This is a genomic window from Variovorax brevis, assembly GCF_030317105.1.
Taxonomy (GTDB): Bacteria; Pseudomonadota; Gammaproteobacteria; order Burkholderiales; family Burkholderiaceae_C; genus Variovorax; species Variovorax brevis.
Genome location: NZ_JASZYG010000014.1, coordinates 94,084 through 109,592, shown reverse-complemented (window position 1 = coordinate 109,592; position 15,509 = coordinate 94,084). Strand labels below are relative to the sequence as shown.

The 15,509-nt window shown below is 68.0% G+C and carries 12 protein-coding genes and 1 tRNA gene; 11 read left to right on the top strand and 2 right to left on the bottom strand.

Annotated elements, in window-relative coordinates; genetic code table 11:
• Positions 1-64: 64 nt before the first annotated feature.
• Complete coding sequence (locus QTI66_RS30815; RefSeq protein ID WP_286564120.1) at positions 65-1,429, bottom strand: NAD(P)/FAD-dependent oxidoreductase; 1,365 nt, start codon at positions 1,427-1,429, stop codon at positions 65-67.
• 151 nt (positions 1,430-1,580) lie between these two features.
• Here QTI66_RS30815 and QTI66_RS30810 point away from each other — a divergent pair.
• Positions 1,581-1,656: transfer RNA gene (locus QTI66_RS30810), tRNA-Gly, on the top strand.
• 126 nt (positions 1,657-1,782) lie between these two features.
• Here the strand turns inward: QTI66_RS30810 and QTI66_RS30805 are convergent.
• Positions 1,783-3,834 carry an AsmA family protein gene (locus QTI66_RS30805; protein ID WP_286564118.1) on the bottom strand — a complete coding sequence of 684 codons (2,052 nt, stop codon included), beginning with the start codon at positions 3,832-3,834 and terminating at the stop codon, positions 1,783-1,785.
• 223 nt (positions 3,835-4,057) lie between these two features.
• On the opposite strand from QTI66_RS30805, the gene kdpF reads away from it, so the two are divergent.
• The 10 genes from kdpF to QTI66_RS30755 all read left to right on the top strand — a co-directional run bounded on the left by kdpF (position 4,058) and on the right by QTI66_RS30755 (position 15,500).
• Positions 4,058-4,156 carry a K(+)-transporting ATPase subunit F gene (gene kdpF / locus QTI66_RS30800; RefSeq protein ID WP_286564117.1) on the top strand — a complete coding sequence of 33 codons (99 nt, stop codon included), beginning with the start codon at positions 4,058-4,060 and terminating at the stop codon, positions 4,154-4,156.
• A 1-nt stretch (position 4,157) separates the two neighbouring features.
• Complete coding sequence (gene kdpA, locus QTI66_RS30795) at positions 4,158-5,891, top strand: potassium-transporting ATPase subunit KdpA (protein WP_286564116.1); 1,734 nt, start codon at positions 4,158-4,160, stop codon at positions 5,889-5,891.
• A gap of 9 nt (positions 5,892-5,900) precedes the next feature.
• The gene (gene kdpB / locus QTI66_RS30790) at positions 5,901-7,994 is read left to right on the top strand and encodes a potassium-transporting ATPase subunit KdpB (protein WP_286564115.1); all 2,094 of its coding nucleotides are present in this window, start codon (positions 5,901-5,903) and stop codon (positions 7,992-7,994) included.
• Between the two features lie 17 nt (positions 7,995-8,011).
• A complete protein-coding gene (gene kdpC, locus QTI66_RS30785; RefSeq protein WP_286564114.1) occupies positions 8,012-8,587 on the top strand; it encodes a potassium-transporting ATPase subunit KdpC in 576 nt (191 codons plus the stop codon).
• Between the two features lie 12 nt (positions 8,588-8,599).
• Positions 8,600-11,341 (top strand): DUF4118 domain-containing protein, encoded by a 2,742-nt coding sequence (locus QTI66_RS30780; protein WP_286564113.1) that lies wholly within the window; start codon positions 8,600-8,602, stop codon positions 11,339-11,341.
• Between the two features lie 18 nt (positions 11,342-11,359).
• Positions 11,360-12,052 (top strand): two-component system response regulator KdpE, encoded by a 693-nt coding sequence (gene kdpE, locus QTI66_RS30775; protein ID WP_286564111.1) that lies wholly within the window; start codon positions 11,360-11,362, stop codon positions 12,050-12,052.
• A 32-nt stretch (positions 12,053-12,084) separates the two neighbouring features.
• Positions 12,085-12,849 (top strand): pseudouridine synthase, encoded by a 765-nt coding sequence (locus tag QTI66_RS30770; RefSeq protein WP_286564110.1) that lies wholly within the window; start codon positions 12,085-12,087, stop codon positions 12,847-12,849.
• A gap of 107 nt (positions 12,850-12,956) precedes the next feature.
• On the top strand, positions 12,957-13,640 hold the full coding sequence (locus QTI66_RS30765; RefSeq protein ID WP_286564109.1) for a response regulator: 684 nt from the start codon (positions 12,957-12,959) through the stop codon (positions 13,638-13,640).
• Positions 13,595-15,028: a sensor histidine kinase gene (locus QTI66_RS30760; protein WP_286564107.1), complete on the top strand. Its 1,434-nt coding sequence runs from the start codon at positions 13,595-13,597 to the stop codon at positions 15,026-15,028. The genes QTI66_RS30765 and QTI66_RS30760 overlap by 46 nt, the downstream gene beginning before the upstream one ends.
• A 136-nt stretch (positions 15,029-15,164) precedes the next feature.
• Positions 15,165-15,500: a hypothetical protein gene (locus tag QTI66_RS30755; protein ID WP_286564105.1), complete on the top strand. Its 336-nt coding sequence runs from the start codon at positions 15,165-15,167 to the stop codon at positions 15,498-15,500.
• Positions 15,501-15,509 lie beyond the last annotated feature (9 nt).

Sequence of the window (15,509 nt, the reverse complement as noted above, 5' to 3'; positions counted from 1 at the left end):
TGTGGCGCGAAGGTCACTGCGGCGGCGGTGCTGCGCAGGCAGGCCGCCTGGCTTCAGAGTCTGTTCAGTCGCCCTTGAGAACCGTCTCGCCCCGCAGCTTGCCCATGTCGCGGATGTTGAAGCGGTGCCGCTTCCATCCGTTCCACGTGCGGCGCCAATGGCGCAGCGAGATCAGGTAGTAGATGACCTTGAACATGCGCAGCGCGCCCCACATCGGCGTGTTGCCGTAGATGTCGCCGGCCAGCAGCGACATCAGCCCTTCCTTCACGCGCAGCGGATTGGCCGGATGCATGAACATGTCGCGGATCGTCGGGTTGGTCGCGCGATAGATGAACCACGAATACTCGCGCGGTCCCTTGCGCATCATCTCCTCGAAGGCCTTGCGTTCCTGCGCATGCAAGGCAGGACGGTCGAGCGCGGTCGCCACCAGCTCGGCGCCGTCGAAGGCGCTGTGCATGGCCAGGTAGACGCCCGAGGAGAACATCGGGTCGATGAAGGTGAAGGCGTCGCCCAGCATCAGGTAGCGGTCGCCGGTGGCGTGCGTGCTGCTGTACGAGAAGTTGCCCGTGGCGTGCACCGCGTCGTCCACCAGCGTGGCGTCCTTGAGGCGGTCCGCCAGTTCGGGGCACATCGCGATGGTGTCGCGAAAGAATTCCCTGAGCGGCTTGTCGCGCGACTTCAGGTAGTAGGGCCAGCACACCGCGCCCACGCTCGTGGTGCCATCGGCCAGCGGAATGAACCAGAACCAGCCGTGCGGGAACCAGCAGATGCTGATGTTGCCCTCGCGCTTGCCTTCCAGCCGCCGCGCGTCGCGAAAGTGCCCGAAGAGGGCCGTGCTGTTGTGCGCTTCGTTCTTTTGCTTGCTGCGGAATTTGTTGGCCAGGAAGGTGTCGCGGCCGGTGGCGTCCACCACGAACTTCGCGCGCCATGTGCGGTGGGTGCCGTCTTCAAGCTCGGCCTGTACGGTGGCGCCGTCGTCGTCGAAGGCCACGTCGCGCACCTTGCAGCCTTCCAGCGTTTGCGCGCCGCGCGTGGCGGCATGGCGAAAGAGCATCTCGTCCAGGTCGGAGCGGCGCACCTGCCAGGCCGAAGGCATGGTCTTGTCCCACGCTTCGGCGAATTCCACGTAGCTGCAGTGCGCGTGTTCGATGGACACGAACTCGATGCCCCACTTGGTCATGCCGAATTTCTCGACCTGGTCGCGCACGCCCAGGCGCTCGAACAACTGCACGTTGGCCGGCAGCAGCGACTCGCCGATGTGAAAGCGCGGGTGGTGTTCTTTTTCAACGAGCACCACGTTGCGGCCCTGTTGCGCAAGCAGCGCTGCGATGGTGGAGCCGGCCGGTCCGCCGCCGATCACGAACACGTCGCAGCTGTCGGGGTTCAGCGGCGCATTTGCGGCCATCGGAGAAGGGGTTTGCAAGGACATGTAGAGAGCGTAGTTCCGCAACGGTGGGAAGCGCAGGATAGCGCGCCGCGCACGCCGCCAGACAGGCCATTTTGCGTGCGCCGGACAGGGGTCGGCGCCGTCTCGGCATTCGAGACGGGCGACCCCCTATAATTCGCAGCACGCAATTCATGCGGGAGTAGCTCAGTTGGTAGAGCGCAACCTTGCCAAGGTTGAGGTCGAGAGTTCGAGACTCTTCTCCCGCTCCACTTTCGCTGTCGCAACCATCGGTTGACGGCGGCACAGCAAGCAAAGGCCACCTTTCCAGGTGGCCTTTTTGCTTTGCGCCGACGCGTTGATGCCGTTGATCTTCGCGCGCAAAGGATGCGCCGATGTCACCCGCCAAACACGTTCCTGATCGGCGCAAGCAAGCCCTTTTTCTTTGGCGCCGCCGTCTTGGGTGATTCGGCCGAGGTGCTCGCGCTGCCGTTGTAGGCGGAGTCGCAGGGATGCGGGTCCGTCACCTTGCCCAGCAGTCGCTGGCCGAGCAGCGTGGCCCCGCCGGTGGCCACCGCGGCGCTGATGCTCGCAGCCTCGCGCGCCGTGCCCGCCATGTTCACTTCCACCGTCGGGTGCGAAAGCGTGCCCACCACTTTCACGAGGCCCGCGAAGCTGGACGGATCCAGCCCCGTGCCCTTCTTGACGGTGGGGCGCATCGCCAGGTCGATGCGCTCGGCGCCCAAGTCGATTTCGCCCGACATCACGATGTCCAGCCGCTCGCTTTCCGCGGCGATGGAGCGGTCCACCACGATGGTGCCGTTGCGCACCGGCAAACGTGCGGCGGCGCAGCTGATCTTGACCGGTTCGTCGGGCCGGCGCATGGGGGTGAGGGCGCGCATGAGCGCCGTGAGCAGCGTCTCGGCGCCCGTCGTGCGCCGCGGCACCGACTGCGCCGCACCCATCTTCAGCCGCACCTCGCCATCGAGCGAGTCGGCGATGGCGTGCAGCGACGAACCCGAAGCACTCAGGTTGGCGTCCATCTGCGTCCTGCCGCCGGCGATGACGGCCTGCCGGCGCAGCAGCGCCAGCAAGGCGTCCATGGCGACGTTGCGCGCCTTGACGCTGGCGCTCACCCGCGGCGCCTCGCGGCCGTCGCCGGTGTGCACCGAGCCCGACACGCTGAAGGTGCCGCGCGCCAGCCCGAAGGCGAACTGGGCGACATCCACCCGGTCGGGATGCGCCGTGGCCTTGCCTTGCAGGCTGGTGAGCTCCAGGCCAGTGGGCAACACAAGCCGCTCGACGTGCATCTCCGTCTTGATGGTCAGCTCGGGCAGGTGGATGGCGGGGAAGGGCGTCTCGGAGAACACGCGCCCGCTGGCCGCGGCGGCAGCGGGCGGCGTGGCCGGCTCGCGGTACAGGCGCGCCAGGTCCAGGCTGTCGGCGCGCATCACGATGTCCAGCTCCGGCGGCGAGGCCGCGCGGTCCCACACGATGCGACCGCCGATGGACTGGCCGTTGGTCTCCAGCTCGATGGGGTCGACCACCAGTTCGCGCGCGCGCCAGTTCAGGTCGGCGCGCACGGTGGCCGGCAGGGGCACGGGCAGCGCGACGCCCACGATGCGGTTGAGCGCGGCGGCGTTGCGCACGCTGGCGTCCACCCGCATGCGGGCCTGGCCCGCCGAACGGCCCAGGTCCACGTCGCCCTTGACGGTGGCCGTCGTGCCTTCCATGGTGAGCGCCAGGTCCAGCGGCACCGAGCGGTTGGCGGCAAGTGCCGCACGCACCGTGCCGACACGGCCTTCGAGGTGGATCTTCTGTTCGTGGAACACCACGTCGAGATCCAGCTGGTTGAACTCGGCCGGCCGGGCTTCGCCCACGTTGGCGAGCGACAGGGCTTCGATCCGGATGGTTTCGGTGCGGCCGCTGCGTCCGCTGTGAAAGGCCAGCACGCTGTCGTGCGCAATGAACTCCGAAAGCGTCACCTGCACCTTGCCGGGGGCCTTGGGCTCGGCCTGCGTGTCGGCGCCGGGGTCGGCGTCGGCGCGCGCAATGTTCCAGTTGCCCTGGCCGGTGCTGGCGTTGGTTTCCAGCAGCAGGTCGACGCCGTGGACCTCCACGCTGCGGATCTCCACGCGGCGCGACAGCAGCGGCTTGAGCGCCACATGCATTTCGAGTTGCCGGATGCGCGCCATGTCCGGCCGGGAGCCCCAGGACGTGTTGCCCAGCCGAACGCCTTCGGCCACCAGCGCGATGTTCGGAAAGAGCTGGAAGCGCACCTTGCCGTCGATGGCGAAATCACGGCCGGTGGCGGTCTTGACCTCCTGCACCGCGCGCGCCATGACGGCCCCGCGGTCGATGCTCTGGACCAGCAGCCACACGCCGCCGGCCGCCAGCAAAGCCAGCAGCACCACGCCGAGCAGCAGCCTGCGCACCCAGGTCCATTTCATGGGGGTTGTCTCCTCTTCCGATTTTTACGCTTTCTTTATGCAAGCGACCGGGCTCTCTGCCCTGTTTTTATGCGCGGAAGAGAAAACTCCGTTTCATGGATTTGATGCAGGAGCAATGAATGGACATCGTTTGGATCGCGACCCTCGCCGTGTTTTGGGTCGCATTGGTCAAGGGGGTTGACGGGCTGGTTCGGCTGGAGCGGCCGGGCCCAGGGGAAAAATCATGATCGGGCTGGAAGTGCTTTACGGCTTGGGCGGGCTGATTGCCGTGGGGCTCTTCGCCTATCTGGTCTTTGCCCTGATCTGCGCCGAGGAGTTCTGACGTGAACACCTCCGCCTGGATTCTTCTGGCCGCCTTCCTGGTCGTGCTGGGCTTGGCGGCTTGGCCGCTGGGCAAGGCGCTCGCCGCGCTGTGCGACGGGCGCGTTGCGTCTTGGATGCGCCGCGTCGAAGCGCCGCTTTTCAAGCTGGCGGGCATCGGGTCCGCCGACGCGATGCCGTGGCGCACTTACGCGCTGGCGCTCATCGCGTTCAACGCCATCGGCGCGCTGGCCGTGTATGCGCTGCAGCGGCTGCAAGGCCTGCTGCCGTTCAACGCAACCGGCATGGGGGCCGTGTCGCCCGACTCGGCCTTCAACACGGCCTTGAGCTTCGTCTCCAACACCAACTGGCAGGGCTACGTGGGCGAGGCGACCATGAGCCATTTGACGCAGATGTTGGCGCTCACCGTCCAGAATTTCCTTTCCGCGGCGACCGGCATCGCCGTGGCATTCGCGCTGGCGCGCGGACTGGCCGCCCGCGGCGAGGGCCGTGGCGGTGCGCCGGGCACGGTGGGCAACTTCTGGGTCGACATGACGCGCATCACGCTGTGGCTGTTGCTGCCGCTGTCCATTGCCGTCGCGCTCTTCTTCGCGAGCCAGGGCGTGATCCAGAACTTCGAGGCCAACCAGACCTTCACCACGCTGGAATCCGCGCGGCAGACGATTGCCATGGGGCCGGTCGCGTCGCAGGAGGCGATCAAGATGCTGGGCACCAACGGAGGCGGCTTCTTCAATGCCAATTCGGCGCATCCGTTCGAGAACCCGACGGCGCTCGTCAACTTCGTGCAGATGCTGGCGATCTTCGTGATTCCGGCCGGCCTGTGCTTCGCCTTTGGCCGTGTGGTCGGCGACCGGCGCCAAGGCTGGGCGCTGCTGGCGGCGATGACGTTGATCTTCGTCGTGGCCGTGATCGCGATCATCCCCGCCGAGCAGGGCGGCAATCCGGCGTTGAAGTCCTTGGGCGTCGACCAGGTGGCCAGCGCGCTGCAGGCGGGCGGCAACATGGAGGGCAAGGAGGTGCGCTTCGGCATCGGTGCCTCCAGCCTCTTTGCGGCCATCACCACGGCGGCGTCGTGCGGTGCGGTGAACGCGATGCACGATTCGCTAACGCCCATCGGCGGCTTGGTGCCCATGGTGTTGATGCAACTGGGAGAAGTCGTGTTTGGCGGTGTCGGCACCGGGCTCTACAGCATGCTGATCTTCGCGATCCTCGCGGTGTTCATCGCGGGGCTGATGATCGGCCGCACGCCCGAGTACCTGGGCAAGAAGATCGAGTCGCACGAGATGAAGCTGACGTCGATCGCGATCCTCGTCACGCCGATCCTGGTGCTGGCCGGCACGGCCGTGGCAGTGATCGCGGCGGGGGGCAAGGCAGGCATTGCCAATCCGGGCGCGCATGGATTTTCGGAAGTGCTCTACGCGCTCACGTCGGCCGGCAACAACAACGGCAGCGCCTTTGCGGGGCTGTCGGCCAACACGCCTTTCTACAACGCGCTGCTGGCCGTGGCGATGTGGTTCGGCCGCTTCGGCGTGATCGTGCCGGTGCTGGCCATCGCCGGTGCGCTGGCGGGCAAGAAGCGCCTGCCGGTCACGAGCGGCACGATGCCGACGCACGGGCCGCTGTTCGTCACGCTGCTGATCGGCACGGTGCTGCTGGTCGGTCTTCTCAACTACGTGCCCGCCTTGGCGCTGGGCCCTGTCGTCGAACACCTGATGCTTTTCGCGCCGGGTGCCTGAGTGAACACCATGCAAACCAGAACCTCCCTTTCGCTGCTCGACCCGGTGCTGCTCAAGCCCGCGCTGTGGAGCGCCATCGCCAAGCTCGACCCGCGCGTGCAGTGGCGCAATCCCGTGATGTTCGTCGTGTACGTCGGCAGCATCATGACGACCACGCTGTGGGTGCATTCGTTGGGCTTTCCGGGCGACACCGGCATGCCGCCGGCCTTCGTGCTCGCCGTGTCGATCTGGCTTTGGTTCACTGTCCTCTTCGCCAACTTTGCGGAGGCGCTGGCCGAAGGGCGCAGCAAGGCGCAGGCGGCGTCGCTGCGGGGCATGCGCAAGGACACTTGGGCGAAGAAGTTGAAGGAGCCGTTTTACGGTTCAGCCTTCCTTCCTGAACAGGCGCCGAACTTGCGGCGTGACGATGTGGTGCTCGTCGAAGCCGGCGACACCATTCCGCTCGACGGCGAAGTCATCCAGGGCGTCGCCTCGGTCGACGAAAGCGCCATCACCGGCGAATCTGCGCCGGTGGTGCGCGAATCGGGTGGCGACTTCTCGGCCGTGACTGGCGGCACCCGCGTGCTGTCGGATTGGCTGGTGGTGCGCATCACGGTGAACCCCGGCGAGTCCTTCCTCGATCGCATGATCGGCATGGTCGAAAGCGCGCGGCGCCAGAAGACGCCCAACGAGATCGCGCTCACCATCCTGCTGGTGGCACTCACCATCGTGTTCCTGATGGTGACGGTGACGTTGCTGCCTTTCTCGATCTTCAGCGTCGAAGCCGCGAAAGCGGGCACGGTCGTTTCGCTGACCGCGCTCATCGCGCTGCTCGTATGCCTGATCCCGACCACCATCGGCGGCCTGCTGTCAGCCGTCGGCGTGGCGGGCATGAGCCGGATGATGCAGGCCAACGTGATCGCGACATCGGGCCGCGCGGTGGAAGCCGCCGGCGACATCGACGTGCTGCTGCTCGACAAGACCGGCACCATCACGCACGGCAACCGTCAGGCGAGCGCGTGGTTTCCGGCGCCGGGCGTCTCGCGCGACCGCTTGGTGCGGGCCGCCTTGCTCGCATCGCTGCCGGATGAAACGCCGGAAGGCCGCAGCATCGTCGAACTGGCGCGGCGCGGCGGGACCGAGACGTCGGCCGCCCCATGCACGCACTTCGTGCCCTTCACCGCGCAAACGCGCATGAGCGGCGTCGACCTGCCCGCTGCGCCGGACAGCCAGGACGCCAAGCCCATCGTGCTGCGCAAGGGCGCCGTGGAGGCGGTGCGCAAGCATGTGGAATGCCTGCGCGGCGTGATGCCGACGGAAGTCCTCCGCACGGCCGACGACATCGCGCGCCGCGGCAGCACGCCGCTGGCCGTGGCCGAAGGCGGGCGCGTCATGGGCGTCGTCGAACTCAAGGACGTGGTCAAGACCGGCATCAGCGAACGCTTCGCGCAACTGCGCCGCATGGGGATCAAGACGGTGATGATCACCGGCGACAACAAGCTCACGGCCGCCGCCATCGCGGCCGAGGCCGGCGTGGACGATTTCCTCGCGGAAGCGACGCCCGAGGACAAACTCGCGCTCATCCGCCGCTACCAGAACGACGGACGCCTCGTCGCGATGACGGGCGACGGCACCAACGACGCGCCCGCCCTGGCGCAAGCCGACGTGGCCGTGGCGATGGGCAGCGGCACGCAGGCCGCGAAGGAGGCTGGCAACATGGTCGACCTGGACTCCAATCCGACCAAGCTGCTCGAAGTCGTGGAGACGGGCAAGGCGCTCCTCATGACGCGCGGCTCGCTCACCACCTTCTCGATCGCGAACGACGTGGCGAAGTACTTCGCGATCATTCCCGCGATCTTCGTGTCGACCTATCCGCAGTTGTCGGCGCTGAACGTGATGGCGCTGGCGAGTCCGTCGTCGGCCATCCTGTCGGCGGTGATCTTCAATGCGCTCGTGATCGTGTTCCTGATTCCGCTGGCGCTCAAGGGCGTGCGCTATCGGCCGGTGGGCGCCGCGGCGCTGCTGCGCCGCAACCTGGCCATCTACGGGCTGGGCGGATTGATCGTGCCCTTCATCGGCATCAAGGCCATCGACATGCTGCTGGCTGTCGCCGGGCTGGTTTGATTCAGGAGATACAGAAAATGAAAAGCATTCTTCGTCCTGCGCTTGTTTTGTTCATCGCACTGAGCGTGATCACGGGGCTTCTCTATCCCCTTGCCGTGACCGGCGTGGCGCAGGTGGCCTTTCCGGCGCAGGCTCGCGGCAGTCTGGTGAACGGCGCTGATGGCAAGCCGGTGGGCTCGTTGTTGATCGGCCAGGACTTCAGCGATGCGAAGCACTTCTGGGGCCGGCCGTCGGCCACGGGCGACAAGCCGTACAACGCGCTGGCTTCGGGGGGATCGAACATGGGGCCGCTCAATCCGGCGCTGACCGAGGCCGTGGCTGCGCGCATCAAGGCGCTGCGCGAAGCAGACCCCGAAGCGGGCGCACAGGTGCCGGTCGACCTGGTCACCGCATCGGCCAGCGGACTTGATCCGCACATCACGCCGGCGGCGGCCCGTTACCAGATCGCGCGGGTGGCCAAGGCGCGCAACGTGCCGGCCGATCCGCTCGCTGCGCTGATCGACCGCCACACCGAAGGGCCCTTGCTCGGCTTCCTCGGCGAGGAGCGCGTCAACGTGCTCGCACTCAACATGGATCTGGACGCCATGCGATAACCTGCGCGCCACATGCCGGAACCCGTGCGCCCCAATCCCGACGACCTGATCGCGCAGATGCGCGCCGACGAGGCGCAATCCTCGCGCGGCAAGCTGCGGATCTACTTCGGCGCCAACGCAGGCGTCGGCAAGACGTGGGCAATGCTCAGCGCCGCGCAGCGCGAACCCAAGGCCGGCCGCGATGTCGTCATCGGCGTGGTCGAAACGCATGGACGCGCGGAAACTGCGGCGCTGCTGGCGGGCCTGGAGCAACTGCCGCTGCGCCATGTCGCGTACCGGGGCCACACGCTCGCGGAGTTCGACCTGGACGCAGCCCTGCACCGGAAGCCCGCGGTGATCCTGGTGGACGAACTCGCCCATTCCAACGTGCAGGGCTCGCGCCACGCCAAGCGCTGGCAGGACATCGAGGAACTGCGCGCCGCCGGCATCGACGTGTGGTCGGCCCTGAACGTGCAGCACCTGGAAAGCCTCAACGGCACCGTCGGCGCCATCACCGGCGTGCGCGTGCACGAGACGGTGCCCGACGCGGTTCTCGACGACGCGGAGGAAGTCGTCTTCGTCGACGCGACGCCGGATGAACTCACCAGCCGGCTTGTGGCCGGCAAGGTCTACCTGCCACAACAAGCGGCACGCGCCGCGCAGAATTTCTTTCGCAAGGGCAACCTCATCGCCTTGCGCGAGATTGCCTTGCGCCGCACGGCCGAGCACGTGGAAGACGACGTGCGCGGATGGCGCGTGGAGCAGTCCGCGCCGGGGCTGCAGGCGTGGAACACTTCGGGCGAAATTCTGGCCTGCGTCGGTCCGCATGAGGACGCGGCGCAAACGGTGCGCACCGCCGCGCGCCTGGCGGGGCAACTCAATGTGCGATGGCATGCCGCGTATGTCGAAACGCCGCGGCTGCAGCGCCTGGACGCAGCGCATCGTGACCGCATCCTGGCGGTGTTGCAACTGGCGGAAGAACTCGGCGCATCGACGGCGGTGCTGACCGGCGACGACGTGGCGCAAGCCATTGCCACGCAGGCGCAGCGGCTCAATTGCGCGACCGTGGTCATCGGGCAGCCGTCGCAGGCCACGGGCTGGCGACGCATGTGGACGGCGCCGCGCATCTCGCGCGCATTGCCCCGGCTGGCGCCGTCGCTGGACATCGTGACGGCCGGTGCGCCGGGCAGTTCGCGCCGCCTGCCGCGCGCACCCCTCGGTGCCGCACACATCGACGGTGCGACCGATGGCGACGCCGAACGGCAGCGCATGCGTTGGCCGGGCTACGCGTGGGCGTTGGGGGCGAGCGTGCTCATCACGCTGCTCGCGCATCCGCTGCTCGGCTGGCTCGAATCCGTGAACATCGTGATGCTCTACCTGCTCGGCGTGGTGGGCGTGGCGATGCGCTTCGGGCGTGGGCCGGCGGCTTTCGGTGCACTGCTGAACGTGGCGGCCTTCGACTTCTTTTTCGTCACGCCGCGCCTGTCCTTTGCCGTGAGCGACTGGCAGTACCTGGTGACCTTTGGCGTGATGCTGGCCGTTGGGCTGCTGGTGGGGCAACTCACGGCGGGCTTGCGATTTTCAGCGGGCGTGTCGGACAGCCGCGAGCGCCGCGCGCGCTCGCTGTTCGAGCTCACGCGCGATCTCTCGGCAGCGCTGCAAACGGAGCAGGTGACGGCCATCGGCGCATCGGCCGCGCAGCGGCACTTCGGCGGGCCAGCGCTGGTGCTGGTGACCGACGCCAATGACCGCCTCACGCTGCCCGACACGGCGCCCGCCGGCTTCGACGCGAGCGTGGCCGACTGGGCCTTTCGCCACGGCCAGCCCGCAGGACTGGGCACCTCCACCCTGGCCGCGCAGGCGTGGCACTACGTTCCCTTGAAAGCGCCCATGCGCGTGCGCGGCGTGCTGGCCCTCCAGCCCGCGCAGCCGCGCTGGCTGCTGATACCGGAGCAGTCGCAGCAACTCGACACGCTGGCGCGGCAGATCGCCATCGCGCTGGAGCGTGTGCACTATGTCGACGTGGCGCAGCGCGCGGTGGTCGAGATCGAATCGGAGCGCCTTCGCAACGCCTTGCTCGGCGCCATTTCGCATGACGTGCGCACGCCGCTCACCGCGCTCATCGCGCTGGCCGAATCCTTGCGCGGCCTGCCGGAAGGGCCGAAGGCGCAGGCCGCGCGGGCCATCGTGCAGCAGGCGCGCGAACTCAATGCGCTGGTGGGCAACCTGCTGGACATGGCGCGGCTGGAAAGCGGCATGGCCGGCGGCGCGGTGAACCTGCGGCGCGACTGGCAATCCGTGGAAGAAACCGTCGGTGCCGCCATTCGCGCGGCGCGTCCGGCGCTTGGCGAGATGGCCGTGCAGACGAATCTGCCGCCCGACTTGCCGCTGGTCGAATTCGATGCGGTGCTGATCGAACGCGTGCTCGTCAACCTGCTGGAAAACGCCGGCAAATACGGCGCGCCGCCGGTGGTGGTGGGTGCGCGCGTCACCGACACGTCGCTGCTTCTTTCGGTGCGCGACCACGGCGCCGGCCTGCCCGCCAGCCTCAAGGGCCGGGAGCACACGCTGTTCGACAAGTTCACGCGCGGCCAGGCCGAGTCCGCGACGCCGGGTGTCGGCTTGGGCTTGGCGATCTGCAAGGCGGTGGTGAACGCGCACGGTGGCGAGATCGAGGCGGTGAACGCCGAGGGCGGCGGCGCAGAATTCACGGTGACGCTGCCGCGCCGGACGCCGCCCGACGCGCCTGAACTGACCGAACTGCCCGCCGACTGACATTCCCCCGGAAACGACATGCCCCCACCCACCGCCATCGTCATCGAGGACGAACCCCAGATCCGCCGCTTCGTGCGCGGCGCGCTCGAGGCCGAGGGCTGGCAGGTGCACGAGGCGGCGACGATGCGCGACGGCCTCGCGGCGGCCGGAACGCGCCAGCCCGACCTGATCGTGCTCGACCTCGGCCTGCCCGATGGCGACGGCACGGCGCTCATCCAGGACGTGCGCGGCTGGTCGGCCGTGCCGATCATCGTGCTGTCGGCCCGCTCGGATGAAAACGACAAGATCGCTGCGCTCGATGCCGGTGCCGACGACTATCTCACCAAGCCCTTTGGCACCGGCGAACTGCTGGCCCGCGTGCGCGCCAACCTGCGCCGCCCGCGCGCTGCGGCCGGCGGCGAGGCCGAGGCACCCAGCTTCCGCTTCGGCGAGGTGGAAGTCGACCGCGCCGCGCGCATCGTGCGCCGCGCGGGCAACGAGGTGCATTTGACGCCCACCGAATATCGCTTGCTGTCGGTGCTCGTCGCCAACGCCGGCCGCGTGCTGACGCAGCGCCAGTTGCTGCGGGAGGTGTGGGGGCCATCGCATTCGGAGCAGAGCCACTACTTGCGCATCTACATGGGCCATTTGCGGCAAAAGCTCGAAGCCGACCCGGCGCAGCCGCGGCATCTGTTGACCGAGACTGCGGTCGGCTATCGCCTCGTGGTCTGAACCTGTTGCGGGCGCTGAGCGAAAATCGCCGCATGTCCGAAGCCGCCCCCGTCCGCCTCAACAAACGAATGGCCGAACTCGGCCTGTGCTCCCGCCGCGAGGCGGATGACTGGATCGACCGGGGCTGGGTGCTCGTCAACGGCGAGCCGGCGGCCATGGGCGTCAAGGTCTTGCCCGGCGACCGCATCGAGGTCGACCCCAAGGCGCGCGGGCAGCAGGCGGCGCAGGTGACCATCCTGTTGCACAAGCCCGTTGGCTATGTGAGCGGGCAGGCCGAGGACGGGCATGAGCCCGCCGTGATGCTCATCAACCCGCGCACGCACTGGAAGGGCGACACCACGGGCAACCGTTTTTCGCCCACGCAATTGCGCGGCCTGGCGCCCGCGGGCCGGCTGGACATCGACTCGGTCGGGCTGCTCGTGCTCACGCAGGACGGCCGCGTCGCGCGCCAGTTGATCGGCGAAGACTCGGGCATGGAAAAGGAGTACCTGGTGCGCGTGTCCTATGGCCCGGTCGCCACCAATTCGCAGGCTGCGTTTCCGCCGGACCAACTCGCACGGCTGCGTTTCGGCCTGAGCCTGGATGGCCAGCCCCTCAAGCGCGCGCAGGTCGACTGGCAGAACCCAGAGCAGCTTCGCTTTGTGCTCACCGAAGGCAAGAAGCGCCAGATTCGCCGCATGTGTGAACTCGTGGGCCTGAAAGTGGTCGGACTCAAGCGCATCCGCATTGGCCGCGTGATGCTGGGCAACCTGCCGCAGGGTCAGTGGCGCTACCTGGCGCCGCACGAGCGCTTCTGATTGGCGGCGACGGCGCCGGGCTTGCTCATCCGGCGATAAGAATGCGTTGGTAGGGTGGGGTGCCGCCAGCGGCGGCGACTTCAACCCGAAACCGGAAGGAATTCATCGTGCGTGTACTGGTGGCAGAAGACGACGAGATGATCGGCCGCGGCCTGGTGCAGGCGCTCGAGGGCGCCGGCTGGTCGGTCGATTGGGTGCGCAACGGGCCGCTGGCGCTCAGCGCCTTGGGTGACGGCGGCTACACCTGCGCCCTGCTCGACCTGGGCCTGCCCGCGCAGGATGGCACCGACGTGCTGCGCCGCGCCCGGCAACGCGGCGACACCACGCCGGTGGTCGTGCTCACGGCGCGCGATGGCCTCGATGACCGCATCAACGGTCTGGACCTGGGCGCAGACGACTACCTGCTCAAGCCCTTCGAGTTTCGCGAACTGCTGGCGCGCATGCGCGCGGTGGTGCGCCGGCGCGACGGCAGCGCGCATTCGGTCATCGGCACCGGCGCCTTGCAACTTGACTTGACGACGCGAGAGGTCATGCTCGAAGGCCGGCGCGAAGCATTGACCGCGCGTGAATTCGCGCTGCTGCACGCGCTGCTGGAGCGCCCCGGCGCCATCCTCTCGCGCGAGCAGCTGGAAAACCGCATCTACGGCTGGGGCGAGGAAGTGACGAGCAACGCCGTGGACGTGCTCATCCACGGCATGCGCCGCAAGCTCGGCCCCGATGCGATCCGCAACGTGCGCGGACTGGGGTGGCGGGTGCTGCCGTCTTCTGCTTCATCTTCTTCTGCTGGATGATGGCGCGACCCCACTCGCTGCGGCGTCAGCTGTGGTGGTCGCTGGTCATGCTTCATCTGGTGGCCACGGCGGTCACCGCGCTGTTTTCCTATCTGGCCTACGGGCGCCTCATCGACACCTTCATGGACGAGCAGATGCGCTTGGTCGCCGAGTCGCATTCGGGCGACCGCGACCCGCTGGCACTGCCGCCGACGGCGGGCGAGAAGGCGATCCAGGGCGGGGCCTTCATCGTGCAACTGTGGAGCGCGGACGGGCAGGCCTTGCTGGCCAACTCATGGGCGCCGCTGACGATGGCGCTGCAGCCCACGCCCGGCGTGCAGGATGTGAACGCCGCATCGCAGGTCGACGACCGCTGGCGGGTGTACACCGCGCCGCCTGGCGCGCATGCCGGCCAGCCGCGCGTGCAGGTCATCCAGAGCGCGGCGTTCCGGCGCCACCGTGCCACGCGCCGCGCCTTGCTGGAGAGCCTGCCCATCGTGCTGCTGCTGCCTGTGTCGCTGCTGGTGCTGTGGCTCATCGTGGGGGCGGGGTCGCGATCACTGCGTGTCGTCGCGCACGACATTGCAGCGCAGGACGAACGCAGCCCCGACGAGTTGCCCGTGACGCGCGTGCCGGAAGAAATCGGCCCGCTGGTCGTGGCTTTCAACAGCGTGCTCGCGCGGCTGCGCGGCGCGCTCGCGACGCAGCGGCGCTTTGTGCAGGACGCAGCGCACGAGCTGCGCACGCCCATCACGGCGATCGGCCTGCAGATCGAGAACCTGCGGGCGCTGATTCCGCGGGGCGAGGCCAGCGATCGCTTCGAGCAGCTCGAAGCCGGCGTGACGCGTGCCCGGCACCTGACCGAGCAACTGTTGCGCCTGTCGCGCCAAGACACGCCCACGGCTGCGGTGACCGCAAGCTGTGCGCGGCGCGATGAGGGCGACCGCGAATCGGGCGTCAACGTTGCCGCGGTGCTGCGTGAAAGCGTCGGGCAACTCATAGCGCTGGCGGACCGGCGGCATGTGGACATCGGCTTCGAGGGCCATGGCGCGACGGAGGTCGACGTGCCGGCCGCAGAACTGCGCACCGTGTTCGATAACCTGATTGACAACGCAGTGCGCTATTCGCCCGAGGGCGGCGTGGTCGATGTGCGCCTGTATGCGCTGGCCGGGCGACCGGTTGTGGACGTGGTGGACAACGGACCGGGCATCCCGCCGGAACTGATGTCGCGCGTGTTCGACCGGTTCTTTCGCGTGCCGGGCTCGCCGGTGGGCGGCAGCGGCCTGGGACTGGCGATTGCGCAGGGGGCGGGCGTGCGGCATGGCATGCAGATCGAATTGCTCAACCGCGAAGGCTGCAAGGGGTTGATTGCGCGTGTGCATCTGGTGGGGCCGACGGCGCTTGTTTGAGGACGTCCGCCCCTCATTCGCCCGTAAGTTTTCCCTCACTGCCGCCTCAGTCTGCTTGCCTAGAGTGAACGCAGGCCACCCGTTGCGCAGTCTCGCCAACGGGTTCCGGCTTATCCACACCTGGCAGGAGACAGCTATGCACGTATCCCTCAAGCTCATCGCCATTGGCGCCATCACCACCTTTGCAAGCCTTGGCGCACTGGCGCAAAACAGCGACGGCGGCGACTACCGCCCCATGCAACTGAATTCGCCGCCGAACCCTGAAGTGCAGAAGGGCGCGATGGAAGCCGCACGCACGCACGGCGGCGCCGGCGCGGAAGCGCCCGGGTCGTCGAGTGCGATGACGAACAACGGCAATGCGGACGCGAACGAGGTGCAGAAGGGCGCGATGGCGGCGGCGAAGAGCCACGGCGGTGCGGGTGCGGAGTCGACGGGGAGTTCGACTGCGGCGCCTGGGGGTAGCGGGGGCTGAGCGGATTTG

Coding starts and splice junctions, on each gene's coding strand:
- QTI66_RS30755 (WP_286564105.1), top strand. CDS start 15,165: ATGCACGTATCCCTCAAGCTCATCGCCATTGGCGCCATCACCACCTTT.
- kdpF (WP_286564117.1), top strand. CDS start 4,058: ATGATCGGGCTGGAAGTGCTTTACGGCTTGGGCGGGCTGATTGCCGTG.
- QTI66_RS30805 (WP_286564118.1), bottom strand. CDS start 3,834: ATGAAATGGACCTGGGTGCGCAGGCTGCTGCTCGGCGTGGTGCTGCTG.
- QTI66_RS30780 (WP_286564113.1), top strand. CDS start 8,600: ATGCCGGAACCCGTGCGCCCCAATCCCGACGACCTGATCGCGCAGATG.
- kdpC (WP_286564114.1), top strand. CDS start 8,012: ATGAAAAGCATTCTTCGTCCTGCGCTTGTTTTGTTCATCGCACTGAGC.
- QTI66_RS30770 (WP_286564110.1), top strand. CDS start 12,085: ATGTCCGAAGCCGCCCCCGTCCGCCTCAACAAACGAATGGCCGAACTC.
- kdpB (WP_286564115.1), top strand. CDS start 5,901: ATGCAAACCAGAACCTCCCTTTCGCTGCTCGACCCGGTGCTGCTCAAG.
- kdpE (WP_286564111.1), top strand. CDS start 11,360: ATGCCCCCACCCACCGCCATCGTCATCGAGGACGAACCCCAGATCCGC.
- QTI66_RS30815 (WP_286564120.1), bottom strand. CDS start 1,429: ATGTCCTTGCAAACCCCTTCTCCGATGGCCGCAAATGCGCCGCTGAAC.